The organism is Desulforegula conservatrix Mb1Pa, from assembly GCF_000426225.1.
Classification (GTDB): Bacteria; Desulfobacterota; Desulfobacteria; order Desulfobacterales; family Desulforegulaceae; genus Desulforegula; species Desulforegula conservatrix.
Genome location: NZ_AUEY01000023.1, coordinates 11669 through 26428, shown reverse-complemented (window position 1 = coordinate 26428; position 14760 = coordinate 11669). Strand labels below are relative to the sequence as shown.

Below are 14760 nucleotides of genomic sequence, written 5' to 3'. Positions count from 1 at the left end.
CTTCTGCCGTGGTTGGCTGTTATGGATATTTTACAATCAGATACCCTGCCATAATTTCAAGCTCAGAATCGGTCATGGAATTATCAGGCATCGGAGGTGTCGGGGTTTTAAGAAATGCGGAAAGCTTTTCCTTTGAATACTTTTCTGAAAGCCCTGCAAGGGGCCTTGTTACAATGCCATCTGTATTTTTTTCAGCGTCATGGCATGAAGCGCATGAGTGGGTTTCCCATAACTTTTCAGAATAAGCCGAAGATGATTTTATAATATCTTTTCCAACTGGCCTCAGCATATAAACAAAACCAGCGTAATCATCAGACACATATAAATTGCCGAAATCGTCTTCCACAACGTCAACGGGTCTGCCTACCACATTATCATCCGAGCTTCTTAGAAAACCTGTAAGAAAATCCTGTTCTGTTATGGAGCCATCTTTTTCCCATTTAATGGAGACGATCTTATAGCCGTCTTTCCTGCTCCTGTTCCACGAACCATGAAGCGCGACCAATGCGGAATTTCGATAATTTTCCGGGGTGGAAACACTTTTAAGAAAAGTTATGCCAAGTGGAGCATTGTGAGCCCTGAATTTGTGAACCGGTTTTATTGATTCTGAAATTTTTCTTTCGTTATTCTTTCCGAAATCAGGATCAGCTATGTTGTCACCATTGACATACGGCCATCCATAAAAGCCGTTTTCCCTGATCAGATTGAGTTCGCATGGAGGGAAATCATCACCCAGCCGGTCCCTTCCGTTGTCTGTCCCGTACATCCGGCCGTCGGCCGGGTTCCAGTCAAACCCCACTGTATTTCTGAGTCCGGACGCAAAAATCTTTTCCTTAGATCCGTCCGCATCGTATCTTAATATTGCTGCCCTTCGCTGATCCTTTTCAATACAAACATTGCAACTTGAGCCTATCGAAACATACATTCTGCCGTCAGGCCCAAACCTCAGCGTTCTTGTCCAGTGACCGCCTGTAGGGATACCTGTTATCAGGCGCGTATATTCTCCGGAAACCTTACGACCCGCCGGATCAAAATCTATTCTGCCGACAGAATCGGTTTCAGCCACGTAAAGATACTTCCCCCAAATATCAATTCCATGAGGTTTATTAAGGCCGGAAAGAAGCTCTTGAGCCCCATCTGCCTTACCGTCTCCATTTGAGTCCCTTGCAAGAAGCATTATTCTCCCGGATGAAGGAGTGCTCAGAAGTACATCACCTTTTTCAGTTACCTTCATGAAACGCGCGCCATTAAGTCCGGAAGCAAATATGCTAATTCTGTATTCCTCAGGGCACACAATTCTGTCGATAATATCTTTTTCCGAAATCGAAGTCTTTGTTTTTTTAGAGCTTTTAATGAATTCGATCTTCGATTTCAGCTCATATCTATTTTGGTATATATCTGAAAGAAGGTACCCAAAGATAACGGCAAGGCCGACAAGAAAGGTGATCTGGGCCCATTTTTTTTGGGGGGTGTTCATAATTTTTCTCCTGGCAGATAAATATATGAAGTTCAAATCAAAAGTTCATGGGTTTACTTAGCCCAAGGCAGGTCTGTTTTTGTAATAAATATTGTAACTATTCAGTTCGCTCTTTGAAGGGATGGCTTTATTCTTGGGAAACCCTTTTTGTAAAAAATGTTTTCCAAACCTATCTCAAAAAGTTTTTTATGAAAATTTTGACAATGTCGCAAAAAGTCTTATTTCCGTCATTCCGGCGCAGGCTGGAATCCAGAAGTGGCTGAAATTACAAAGATGCCGGATCAAGTCCGGCATGACGCTTAAGGCATTTTTAGACTTTTTGCGAGTCCATCAATTTTATGCCTGGTGAATAGTTTTCCACTATTTTTATAATTGCAGCATCCGTTCAAGCAAAATGCTGTCCAGTTTCTTCCCGGAATTAAATTCTCCAATCCCTCGCATTCCGTTACTGATGCCTTTTTCAAAAATATATTCAGGGAAAGACAGCATCCATTTTTCAGATTCGTCAAGACCTCCGCGAGCAATTTCAATCATCTTTCCGGCAAATTCTCTTAAGCTTCCATTTGACATGGACTCGCGGATTGCAGATGTTCTTAACGCAATAAAGTCATCCGGCAGATGCCCCAGTGCCTCGTCCATATTGCACAGAAGCCCTTTCATCAATGCGCATACTGAGATAATCACAGAGTCTGCGACCTGATCACCAGCAGTTTCCCTTATAAACCGATCAGGAAGATTGGTTCCTGGCGACCGCATCTCTATATAAATGTTTTCTGCTATTTCATCGAATGCATCTAAATTCTTCATGAACTCAGAAGGATTATAGATATCCTTGAGGGTAAACCTTATCCTGGCATCGATAAACTTGGAAAACTGAAAATATTCCTGATGATAAACGGCAGGCTCTATGAATCTTGTTTCACCACGGATAATGCCTTTTGCATAAACCCCTTTTGACGCAAAGAAAGCGTCGTAAGTTACAGGTTCCAAAGGAACAAAAACATCACCGCATGCCTTGAAATGGGAACACGAATCAGGGAGTGCATGAATGAAATTATCTCCGTACATCCACTGAAAATAATCCTTAAGAGAAGCAAAATAGGATGTTCTTGATCCAGCATTCCTGTCTGAAGGATAAAGGCAGTCAGCAAACATTCTCGTCCACAATGTCAGTCTGTTCTCAATGTTTTCTGTTATGTCCCCCCCTTCAAAAGGGCTGTTCGCATATATGGCAATGAATGCAGGTGAAAACCCAAGCATTACGTTGACGGCATCCACGGCTCTTTCAGCAGTCACTCCGAAACTTGGGCTCATATGTGCCTTGGCATCAATACCACAGCTGTGATCCCAGCCCCGGACTTCACGCCAGTATTTATATATTGGTCTTGGAACACACATTTTGTGGTAAAATTCAGGTGATATTTTGACAAAGGGGTGTTCAGAAAAATTGACCAGACCAATACCAGAATGCCCTAAATGCGTTGACAACTTTTTTAGCTTTTGCCTTATCAGCCTGTTCAGACAATAAAGGCTTTCAACTGGCCCAAGTGAAAGCTCGGGCAGATTAAAACCGTTGTCAAAACCCGTGTGCTCACAGTACTTCATCGCCACTGTTTCACCAGTTTTCAAATCCGCCGCTGGCACTTCAAGTTCTATTCCGCATGTTATTTTTTTCAAGAATTGCTCCTGTTCATAAGCATATAACAGACGGTTGCAAAAAAATAAAACACCCCAAGCATCTGAATACTTGTCTGAAAACTGTAGAATGAAAAAAGGGAGCCAAGAACAAGCGGGCCGAGCATCTGTCCAAGCTTGTCAAAAACCCTCTGGGTACCAACAGCAAAACCCACACCAACCTCATTTGTCACATCCTGTTCATGCACAAGAAGCGAAATGGCCGGATTGGCTATACTTCCAGCCACACTCATAAAAAATATGGCCAGGGAAAGCGCAAACACCCCGCTTAAATATTTCACCATAAAAAGACCTATTGTGCCTGAAATGCCTGCAAGAACCAGAAAAACACGTTTATTTGTAACCCGGTCTGTCAGACTTCCAAGAAATGGGCCGAGATAGATGACGGTAATTCCGTAAATCATCATAACACGGCCAGTTGTGGCCTTGGAGACATGCAGCGAATCAAGGATAACAGGAGTTGCAAACAGAAAAATCCCCATCTGAGCAAGCGAAAAAGGCAAAAGACTGAACAGAAGAATAGAAAAAACGCTTTTGTCCGAAAGATATTTACGAGCCTTGACAAAGCTGGCTTTAATGCTGATTGCCGATCCATGAAGCTCTGGCCTCTGAAAAAATGAATGCATAAAAACAATTACAAAAACGGCGGGTATTATCAATACAATCCCTGAAAACTGGAAAACAGCCGCATAGCCAAGGCGATCAGCTATCAGTCCCCCAACAGCTCCGCCGCATATATAGCCTGAATAGATTCCAGCGATGAGGGACGCGCTCCCCCTGCCAAGGTTTACACCACCTGAAAAATTAAAAAGAAAGCCTTGGGCAGACATCCATGAAAGTCCGTACCCGAATCCTGCAAGTGCCCTGAATAGAACAAATGATGCCGGATTAGTTGCAATTGATGAGAATAATGCTGCTATGATGCTTAACACAATACCGGATAAAAACGGCTTATGCCAGCCCGACCTGTCCATCCAGCCTCCAGCGAGAAAAGATGCGATCAGGGCCGCCAGAATTTCCATGGAAACCGGAATGCTGGTCAGGAGATTCCCGCTTAATCCCCAGAGATTTTTCCCTGAAGTCAGCTCATTCATCAAGACAGGAATAAAAGAGATACCCATCATTGTTCCGAAAAGATAGATTGCAATGGCTGTTCGGATATAACCGATGGAAAAGCGGATTCGTTCGCCTTCATCCCTTGCTGAATGGATATTAATATAAACAAGCAGAAATATGACAAGCTCGGTAACAAAAAGCAGGGAAAGCCCCATAACAGTTACTGAATCCAGAACAAGCTCCTTGACCTTGGAGCTGATATAGGTCTGATCAAGTCCGGCCTTAATTGTTCCACCGCCGGGTATGGCATGGATCAAATCGTATGCAACGGTTTTTCGGCCCCATTTGTAAAGGGTTTTGTTTTCATCCGCAATTTCAAGAAAAGACAGCTCAGGAAGGGATTCCACACTTTTTTTCAGTCTTAAATCCATTCCGTTAAGTTCATCAAGGGCTATTCCCTTTCCTGTCAGATATCTGATATCCTCAAGATGTATCTTCACTACTTCATCAGCAACTTCCCTCGCCATTTTTCTGTATGTGCTCACCTGTCCTTGTATGCTGTAGAAAGTATAAAATGCCTGGCAAAGAATGATTGAAACAAACACAATGGACATGATTCTTGGTTTGGAGATTTGGCTGTCTCCCTTTCTCAAAAAAAACCTTAAGCCAGGCAAAAGCAGAAGAAGTACAGATATTAGGCTGTATGCTATTGGTCTAAAACCGCTCCTCAGAGCGTCGGCCACAGCACTGTCAACTCTTTCCCGCTTAAAAGAAAATACTCCTGTTCCGGCTATTTTCTCGCCATTTCTGACAGGGAATTTAAACCTGTAATAAGGAGCCTGCTCTGTCAGTTCCTTTGTCAGTCCACTAATTTTTGTCATCAAGGCATCAGGATCAAGGGAATAAAGGAGATCACCTTTTTCAGAAAAAATTTCGATATTATCAATGCGGCCGGATGATGAGGCAACCCCGGACATGAGTTCCTCCATGCCAAGAAATTTATCAATGGATTTGCCAAATCTGAGGGAAATCGAAATGCTTTCTGAGAAGTCTTCGGAATAAACCCTCATGTGGGAAGTATAAAAAGATAGCTGGTTGTTCTTGAATGATATGATTCCAAGAACCAGTAAAAAAGCTTCCGAAAGCAGCAGAACCGCAAGGGTCATAAGCACAAACTTCAGCTTGTAGTTTATTTCCGGCTTAGGAAAATTCATCGTCGTTTGCGATGGCTGTTTCAACTTTAATTCCATGGTCTTTTTAGTCATAAAGTCTCGTATGAAGTTAAAATTTGACAAGATTAAAAAAAGGCGAGGCAATATATCATCTGACTATTTCGTCTGCCACCAGAAGAATATCCACAGTAGGCTTGAAGCCTATCATCTTTGCGGTGGTCATATTAAGGGCAATTCTGGCAGGAGATATATATATTTGTCCTATTTCCCGGGGTTTTTCCCCTTTCAGAATTCGTGCGGCTACCATTGCATGGAACTGGCCTACGTATTTGAATCCAGCCTGGGATATGCTCATCAGTGCACCGTTTTTTACTTCATCTGCTCCGAGCTGCGAAAAGGAGGGGATCTTGTTTTCATTGAAAATTTTTATGGACTCTTTGAATCCATTGCCTGTGTTGCCTCTATGAACCGTGAGATATACGGCGTCGACTTTACCGACAATATTTTTGCTGCATTTAATGACATTTTGCTCGGCATCTTTAATATCAACTCCTGAAAAGGCCGCTTCGCACAAGACCAGCTCAAAATTCAAGTTTTTTGCCTGCTGCTCCAGGGCATCCATTGCGGCATAGGTTCGTCCTTCGGTTGAATTTTCATAGATAACACCTAATTTTTTAAAACCCATAATCTCATGAAAAATTTTTATCTGGCGTAAATATCTGTCCGGGTCAACCTTGGCATGGAAATGATCAAGCCCTGAATCATCGGCGCTCTTAATTATACCGGCACCTATCGGGTCACTGGTTGAGGCAAGCATCACAGGCGTATGGTGCAGATTATTTGAAAGATCCTGCCCGGCCCATGTACCCATGGCAATCACAAGATCAAACTCATCGGCCTTCTTAAGAAACTCCTGCTGTGTTGACAGCCTCAGGGTTTTATCAAAATCGCCGGGAGCAAAAAAACCATTCTTCGCAAATTCGACATAACGGCTCCTGATATTTTCACTTGCCCATTCCCAAAATTTTTTATGGTCTTTACCAAAATCCGGCAACTCGGACTGTTCTATCCAGCCTGTTTCCATTAGTCCATATAAGGTCTGCTTCAGGATTATCATATAGTCGGGGTACTGGCCGCCTTCATAAAAAGCCAGCCGATATCTTGTTTGTCCATTTTTTTCAACTGGTGAGACATCAAAGGCATGAACATCAAATGAGAGGAAGATAAAAAAAACGGTTATGAATGTGTTGAGTTTGAAAAAGCTCATCCAATTCAATTCCTTATGTTTATGAAATTTGTGACATCAGAAAAGTGATGAACTCGCAAAAAGCCAAAAAAAAGGCACCTACGTCATGCCGGACTATATCCGGCATCTTTGTATTCTCAGTTATTTCTGGATTCCTGCCTGCGCCGGAATAACGGTAATAGAACTTTTTGCGACCTTGTCAAAAATAAAAATCTGTTAAATGATATATTTTTATCTCTTTAAGGCTGATAGAATAACACAAACCCCAAAAACAGGACATAGCAAATATGCGCGGTGGTTTTTTATATGGTGACGCCTCATATTTCCAAAATTGGAGATATTTTGCCTGAGCTTAATGCCCCCCTGCAATTAGAAACGTCAAAAAAATGCTTATCACTATCCATAATAAAGCTTTGATTGTGCCAATAAATTCAAATCCGTCTTTTATCCTGGCGATTACAGGAGCATCAAGCCCAGGATTCAAAGATCGCTCAGGAAGAAAAAAGTATTTTAGAAAAAAAAGAAAACCAGACAACCATGATTCCATCTTGCGCCCTCATAAATAACAAATTTAAATATTTGCCGCCTTTTTTTTTATCTGGTAATTATCCTGAACCGGACTGGCAGTCCAATCGCATTAAATTATGGGAGCGTTCAGTTTTTCTTATATCAGTATCAAAGGCCTCTCTTATGGAACTCTATCATTTAAAAACATTCCTATCCGTGGCTGAAACAGGCAATCTGACAAAGGCTGCACAACAGCTCTTTACAAGCCAGCCTGCGATAAGCGCCCATATAAAGGCCATTGAAGAGGAACTTGGAATCGCTCTTTTTTCACGTAATGCAAAGGGCATGATCCTTACAAAAGAAGGCGCAATGCTCAAAGATGAAGCGTCAAAGGTTCTTGAAAGTTTTGGTTGCTTTATCCAGAAGGCGAGACAGGTAAAAAAACAGGTAACAGGAGAAGCACGGATCGCTGTAAATTCAGATCCGGAATTCCTGAGGCTGCATGATCTTTTCAAATCAATGAAATCTTCTTGTCCTGATCTCAAATTTAATGTCACAAAAAGCACTTCAGGCGAAATACTCGATGACATAAAGGCAGGGAAAATAGATGGAGGATTCGCATATGGCAAGAATCCGCATCCTGAAGTAAAGGTCATGGAACTCCAGACAAGCAGCGTGGTAATAGTCGGGCCATTCTCATTGTCCGGTGAACTTGACAAGGCCAGTTGGCAAGAGCTTGCCTGTATGCCGTGGATTCTCCAGAGTATCTACTGCCCGTTCAACACCATTTTAAAGGAAATATTCGAAAAGCAGGGACTAAAGCCCCTAAAAGTGGCGATTTCAGATGATGAGGACACAATGCTGACCCTAAGCTCGGCAGGCATAGGACTTACACTCATGGAAGAAACCAGGGCAAGAAAAAGCGCTAAAAGCTGTGAAGTTGCAATATGGAACAAGGAAACATTCGGCATTCCGCTTTTATTCGCATACCAGAGATCAAGACAGAGCGATCCTCTTATACAGGCAATGCTCGAAAATCTTGAAAGAATATGGAATCGATCTGGCGATAACGAAGTCTATATACAAACTGATAATAAGAATTATTCCGGCACAGAAAGCTGAAAATAATTTTGATGGAGTAGCAAAAAGTCAGAAAAAGGCATCAGAGTCATGCCGGACTTGATCCGGCATCTTGCTACCTTGTCAACTTTGATACCCTCCATATCAATAGAATTAAATGGCTATGTACTATTTTCAGTATGATTGTCTGGTCTGAAAAAAATGATTTACAAAAATATCGAAAGTATTGTTTTCCAAGCATCTGACATAATCATAAAGTTTTTGCGGAGATTTTTACAAAAAGCGACTCGCCGAAGGCGCTCAAGCTGAAAATAAGACAGAGCCACATAAAATTATCGGCACTTTATCTGAACAGAGTCTTAGCATTTGAACTATACACCCATAATCATATTTTCCCTTACCTACGCAGGCATTGCCCTTGGCAGAATTCCAGGGCTTAATCTTGACAGAAACGGAATAGCCCTGCTCGGTGCAATTGCCATGACTGCAACCGGAGCAGTCTCAATTGACAGAGCTGTCAAATCCATAGATGTCCCGACCATAGTTCTCCTTTATTCTCTGATGGTCATATCTGCCCAGCTAAGGCTTGGAGGTTTCTACACATGGACAGCCGAAAAAATCGCCGCAATTCTAAAAAGGCCTAAATTTTTTCTCTTTGTGCTTATGTCTGTGAGCGCAATTCTTTCGGCCCTGCTTGCAAACGACATAATTTGCATAGCCTTTACACCCGTACTTTCGTATTCACTTATTTCAGCGGGCATGAATCCCCTGCCCTTTCTTCTTGCCCTTGCTCTGTCCAGCAATGCGGGCTCGGCAGCAACCATCATCGGCAACCCCCAAAACATGCTGATTGGCCAGACTGGAGGGCTTCATTTTGCTTCATTCACGGCCTGGTGCCTTCCTCCGTCTGCTGCGGCGCTATTTTTGATATACTTGATAATCTGCCATTTTTACAAAAAAGATCTGGCTGCATTAGACAACATATCAAAGCCGCCTGAACCTGAAATCATGAATATTGAACACCATGAAATCTGGCCGGAATTTAACCTTTGGCAGAGTACAAAAGGCATAATTGCGGTAATATCAACCGTATGCCTTTTTTTTACTGATATACCAAGGGAACTTACTGCGCTTACGGTTGCAGGCATTCTTCTTTGCAGCAGAAAAATGGAATCAAGGGAAATCCTTTCGCTGATTGACTGGAATCTTATAACTCTCTTCTGCGCCCTTTTTGTCGTTATTCAGGGAATGGAAGACGCTGGCCTTCCTGCCTTGCTTATGACAAAACTCGCCGAAACAGGTGCAGATCTCACAAGCCTTTTTAATCTTACGGCAGTTTCAACCATTCTCAGCAATATTGTCAGCAACGTCCCAGCATCAATGCTTCTGATTAAATTCCTTGATAAGTCAAATCCTTCAGAATGGTATATCCTGGCTGTATCCAGCACATTCGCTGGTAACCTTATACTCATCGGCAGCATTGCCAATCTCATTGTTGTGGAGCAGGCATCAAAATTCGGGATAACGGTTACATTCAGGGAACACGCTAAAACAGGAATTCCGGCAACCATTATGTCAATTCTCGTGCTTGTTGCCTGGGCTTATATCATTAGCTGAAATACCCTTGCACGGCCAAGCTCTTCAAAAACTTGTAAGGTTACGTCATTATCCCTTGGAATATTCCGATTGTAAAAATAGCCATATTGCCTGTCACATGAATTATTATCGGCGTCACAAGCGACCCTGTCTTTTCATAAAAAAAGCAGAAAACCAGTCCGCCGATAAGCTGGGTTACGGGAACACTCACAGAAGAATGGGCAAATACAAAAAAAAACGTGCTTAACACGGCAGCTGTAAAAAACCCGTAGCGCCTCAGACATCCAAAAACAATGCCCCTGAAAAAAAGCTCTTCGGCAATTGGCCCGGATAGTCCGGCTGCCAAATAAAACCAGAAAATATCTTCGGGCTTTTTTACAAAATCTATTCTGAAATATTTAAAAACGACTGTTCCTGTGGCCCATAGAATAAAGATCCCGATAAGAGCCACAACTCCGAAAACAATTGACCAGACTATTCCTGATTTAAATCCTGGAAACAGTTTTATCCTTTCTAAACCTATGTTTGTAAGGCCAGAAAAAAAATAAGCGGCAAGAAAAAAAGAAACAGCTTCGACCAGACGGAGTAAAAATGTAAGCCTCATTTCCATGGCAACGCTATCGGCAAGGCCTGAATGCCTGGCAATCAGATAAAAAGCATATTCCCAGAAAAAAATAATGGTTAGTGACGCGGCAAGAAAACCAGAGCCTACTGATTTTTTCTGTTTTTCCATGATTTGAGGGCTTCCATGGCAGTTAACTGCACATAAATATTTGAGTGGGTTCTCAGAATTTTTTCAAAAACAGGGGCAGACCTGCTATCCCCAAGCTGGGAAAGAAATCTTATGGCCTGGCATGAAACATATGGGTAAGGATCTTCAACAAAAGGCGAGATAGTCTCAAATTTGTCATTCCCTCCAATTCTTGAGGCAAGATAAAGGTATAAAATTCTTTCCCTTGGCGCTCCTTTGCCAGGAAAAACATCCGGCATAGCGAAACCATCAGGATCCATTTTCATTTTAAGAATTAAACCCATGGCGTAAATTCTTTGCTCATTGTCACCTGATTTGAGCATTTTATTCAATTCGTTATGATCAGGATATTTTTTTTCACGGGACTGTATATAAACAAAAGACGCAGACATGGAAATCAGGATTAACATAATAATCAAAGTCTTTTTTTTACTGAAAGTGCCGGGGAATTGTATAAAAGAATCTGCAAGCTGCCCCAAAAAAATAAAAGGAATACCAAAACAGAAAGAGATAAAAACCATAAATCGAAGATATTCGGCATTGTCTGATTTCAAATAAAAATTTTTAAAAAAACCGGTAGGGTCAGACTTCAGTTTATCAATACCGGCAGAATAAACTATTTTTTTGCCCGATGATATTCCAACCACGCCATTTTTTAGAGAAACCTCATAAAAAGCTCTGCATCCGTTACCTTTTACAAATGCGAATCCCTTTCTTTCAAAAGCTGATTTAATATCATCAAACACTGTGGCCTGATCAGTCTCGCCAGCGCTAACAGCCCTTACTATTCTTGATTCAGGCTTTTTTATGACCTCTGCGCCATAAAGATTATGTTTATAATAAAAATCAATAATTCTTTCACCTGCCGCAGTTCCGAAAAGAACCCTGTCCCTTACCCCGGTAAAAAAACCTATGCCCTTACCTGAACCTTGAATGGAAAATAGAAAAAGGGCAATGGCAGCAAAACAGATTAAAATTACTTCCATACGCTTTCTGAATTCGTGTCCTTTAAAATAAAACAACCTGAGAAAAACTGCCAGAACACCTGTAATCAGAAAACACACTGGAAAAACAAATGGCATGCCTGTGAAATAAAGTAAGCATGAGATCCCGAGGATAAAGCATGCTGAAGCTGAGAATCTTGTTTTTAAAGACCTGAACCAACCACAAAAAAAAACTGAACAAAAATCACCCGCTGAATATGAAAGCGCACCTATTGTAAGGGTAAAAAAGACAGCCGAGCCTGAAGCAGTATCCCATGAAGAAGGTGAAGGAGACGTCGCAGGGCCTGGAAGAATGACAAAACCAGATCTGAAAGCACATTCAGCCATTATGGAAAGAGTCTTGTTAAAATCATGCATGAAGCAGGTAAAAAAAATGTGACAGGGAACAAGGGAAGCAAATATAAGGCAGAGACCGATTAAAAATGTTCCCAAACTTTTTAAAAATGTGTTTTGTTCTGTTTTCAAAAAGAGGATTCCTGTTTTAATCAAAACCTTAGGCTCTGTTTCCTTATTTTTGATTTTAGAATTTGGATTTATGCCTGATGTAAACAGACCAATATTTCAAAAATGATAGATCGAACCGGGCTTGATCTGGCATCTTTGTATTTTAAATTACTTCTGGATTCCGGCCTTCGCCGGAATGACGAGAATCGGACTTTTTACGACTTTGTCAAAATTAGTTGCCCGTAGAATCATCAATCAAATCGTCTGATGGCTTTGGTTTTACTTTTTTTAAAACAAGATTACCATCAAAAATCTGCCGGCATATTGTGTACGGCAGCACAGCTGTGTCTGCAACAAGATCAAAAGGCAGACTCGCAACATCTGAGTGATCGGATTTCAGTCTGAGCTTGTTAGTCATTATGCAGAAACTATAGCCAACTCCACTGTAAATTCTTGGTATTGAAACGCATTTCTCGCCTTCGAGGTTTTCAACCTGTTCGATTATAAATCTCTGTTGGGACGGAACAACAGTTTTATAAGTCGCGCATGACTGAAAAAACGAAATAAGTGAAAGAAAAACAATATATCCAATAATCTTAAATTTCATACTTTATGCCTTTATTCATAAAGTCTTTTGATCTTTTTCATAATAACAGCCACAGACATTGGGCATAGTGTTAATTATGATGGTCTCGCAAAAAGTCAAAAAAGGGCGGTGTCGTCATGCCGGACTTGATCCGGCATCTTTGTATTTTCAGATAGTTCTGGATTCCGGCCTTCGCCGGAATGACGAGAATCGGACTTTTTGCGAGTTTGTCTATTATGAGCTGAAAGAGTAACCTAAGCGCCCTCTATATCCTCAAGCTCAGACCATCTTGCATAAAGCCTGTCGACATCATCATGGGCATGTTTAAGCTCGCTGCAAATATCAGCAAGTTTTGCCTGATCCGAAGAAACTTCAGGAAGCTGGAGCCTTGATTCAAGGTCTCGAACAAGATTTTCAGCAGTCTCGATCATAGAAGGTATTTTCTCAAGTTCGAGTTTGTCCTTGTATGAAATCTTTTTTGACGAGGTCTTTTCCCTCTGTGGCTTTTTAGCCTGTTCAGTTTTTTCCTTAACAGGCTTTATTTCAGCTTTCTTCCTGTCCTCTTCCCACTGGCCATAATCAGCATAGGCAGTGGCTCCGCCGTTACCATCAAGGGCTATTATTATTTCAGTAACATTATCCATCAGCTGTCTGTCATGGCTAACAAGAACAACCGCTCCTGGAAAATCCTGAAGACTTTCTTCAAGAATTTCAATGGACTGAATGTCAAGATCATTGCCAGGTTCGTCAAGAAGAAGAACATCGGCAGGTCTTTGCATAAATCTTGCGATGAGGATTCTCGCCTTTTCACCGCCTGAAAGCCTGCTCACAGGCTGATCAAGCTGATCCGGTCTGAAAAGAAATCTTGTTGCCCAGGTGACAATATGAACAGGCTTGCTCCGGTAAATTACAGAGTCGCTGTCCGGGCTCAAAGCTTTTCTTAGTGTAAGACTTTCATCAACCGATTCGCGTCTCTGGTCAAAATAAACAACAGACAGACCTTCCGCAGTTCTGACACTGCCGGTGTCGGGCATGGCTTCGCCTGCAAGGATCTGCATAAAAGTGGTTTTACCTGATCCGTTCCCACCTGCGATCCCAAGCCTCATACCGGCCATTAGATTAAAAGTGATGTCTTCAAAAATCGTTCTGCCTGCAATCGATCTGCTGATTTCCTTCACTTCCATAAGCTTGCGGGTTTTTCTGTCAGTACTTGTAAAACTGATGTCAACGCTCTTGTTCTGGCGGTTCAGGGTTCTTATTTTTGAAAGCTCTGCCCTGAGTCTGTGGGCTTCATCCACTCTGTATGCGGCTTTTGTGGTTCGGGCCTTGGGCATTCTTGAAAGCCAGTCAGCCTCTCTTCGCATCTTTCCTGCAAGGGCTGACTCCCTTTTAAGCTGGGAATCAAGAAAAGCCGTTCTCTGGTCAGAAAAAAGCGAATATCCGCCATTTGCCTGGAAATATCCATCAGGATAGTATTTGCCTATTTCAGCTACGGAAGTGACTGTATTATCAAGGAATCTTCGGTCATGGGTAACAAGAACAAAAGAAAATCTTGCGTTTTTTAAAAGATCCTCGAGCCAGAGAATGCCGTCTATATCAAGATGGTTTGTAGGTTCGTCAAGGAAAAGAAGATCCGGTTCCTGGGCAAGGGCCATGGAAACAGCAAGCCTTTTGATCCCGCCGCCCGAGAGGATTCCAGCCTTTTTGTCAGGATCTTCAAATCCTGCCTGACCTGCTATTTTAAATACCCTGCCAACGCGTGCAGAATCAGCGAGCTCGTCCTTGGTGAGACATGAAAAAAGATTGTCAATTATGGATTTTTCAGGATCGACAACATCTTCCTGGGCAAGATAAACTGTCTTCAGGCCTTTTCTGGCAAATTTTTCGCCTGAATCAGGTTCTTCCACTCCTGCCATAATTCTCAGAAGAGTTGATTTCCCTGTCCCGTTTACGCCGATGAGCCCAATCTTGTCATCGTCGTTTATTGTAAGATCAATCCCTGTAAAAAGATCATGGGAACCATATGTTTTTGAAATATTTCTATATGTTATTAACTGTGCCATTTGTCTCTGATGAAATGAATGTTGTAAAAAAGCCTCATGCGGGTCGATTTTTTTTAAAAAAAATCCGCAAAAACCCCATTATT

General features: G+C 41.9%; 11 protein-coding genes. 2 read left to right on the top strand and 9 right to left on the bottom strand.

The genetic code is table 11. The annotated features are described in order from the left end of the window. Positions 1-19 precede the first annotated feature (19 nt). The 5 genes from K245_RS23910 to K245_RS28045 all read right to left on the bottom strand — a co-directional run bounded on the left by K245_RS23910 (position 20) and on the right by K245_RS28045 (position 7193). On the bottom strand, positions 20-1477 hold the full coding sequence (locus tag K245_RS23910) for a PQQ-dependent sugar dehydrogenase (protein ID WP_084156206.1): 1458 nt from the start codon (positions 1475-1477) through the stop codon (positions 20-22). Between the two features lie 366 nt (positions 1478-1843). Beyond that, on the bottom strand, positions 1844-3154 hold the full coding sequence (locus K245_RS0110275; RefSeq protein WP_027359223.1) for a glutamate-cysteine ligase family protein: 1311 nt from the start codon (positions 3152-3154) through the stop codon (positions 1844-1846). Continuing rightward, complete coding sequence (locus tag K245_RS0110270) at positions 3151-5442, bottom strand: MFS transporter (RefSeq protein WP_027359222.1); 2292 nt, start codon at positions 5440-5442, stop codon at positions 3151-3153. The genes K245_RS0110275 and K245_RS0110270 overlap by 4 nt, the downstream gene beginning before the upstream one ends. A 106-nt stretch (positions 5443-5548) precedes the next feature. After that, positions 5549-6667 carry an ABC transporter substrate-binding protein gene (locus K245_RS23905; protein ID WP_051284025.1) on the bottom strand — a complete coding sequence of 373 codons (1119 nt, stop codon included), beginning with the start codon at positions 6665-6667 and terminating at the stop codon, positions 5549-5551. A 331-nt stretch (positions 6668-6998) separates the two neighbouring features. Further along, positions 6999-7193, bottom strand: coding sequence for a hypothetical protein (locus K245_RS28045; RefSeq protein WP_027359221.1), 195 nt, complete (start codon positions 7191-7193; stop codon positions 6999-7001). Between the two features lie 143 nt (positions 7194-7336). On the opposite strand from K245_RS28045, the gene K245_RS0110255 reads away from it, so the two are divergent. Next, positions 7337-8275: a LysR family transcriptional regulator gene (locus K245_RS0110255; RefSeq protein WP_198013871.1), complete on the top strand. Its 939-nt coding sequence runs from the start codon at positions 7337-7339 to the stop codon at positions 8273-8275. Between the two features lie 324 nt (positions 8276-8599). Then, entirely contained in the window at positions 8600-9850 is a 1251-nt protein-coding gene (locus tag K245_RS0110250; RefSeq protein ID WP_027359219.1) for an SLC13 family permease, read from the top strand. A gap of 40 nt (positions 9851-9890) precedes the next feature. On the opposite strand, the gene K245_RS26565 is transcribed toward K245_RS0110250, so the two are convergent. The 4 genes from K245_RS26565 to K245_RS0110230 form a co-directional block, all read right to left on the bottom strand. Beyond that, positions 9891-10562 (bottom strand): CPBP family intramembrane glutamic endopeptidase, encoded by a 672-nt coding sequence (locus tag K245_RS26565; RefSeq protein WP_027359218.1) that lies wholly within the window; start codon positions 10560-10562, stop codon positions 9891-9893. Next, entirely contained in the window at positions 10538-12049 is a 1512-nt protein-coding gene (locus K245_RS0110240; RefSeq protein ID WP_027359217.1) for a HEAT repeat domain-containing protein, read from the bottom strand. Before K245_RS0110240 ends, K245_RS26565 begins: the two co-directional genes overlap by 25 nt. 211 nt (positions 12050-12260) lie before the next feature. Beyond that, on the bottom strand, positions 12261-12635 hold the full coding sequence (locus K245_RS23895) for a YceK/YidQ family lipoprotein (RefSeq protein WP_035276953.1): 375 nt from the start codon (positions 12633-12635) through the stop codon (positions 12261-12263). A 233-nt stretch (positions 12636-12868) separates the two neighbouring features. After that, entirely contained in the window at positions 12869-14677 is a 1809-nt protein-coding gene (locus tag K245_RS0110230; protein ID WP_027359216.1) for an ABC-F family ATP-binding cassette domain-containing protein, read from the bottom strand. Between the last annotated feature and the right edge of the window lie 83 nt (positions 14678-14760).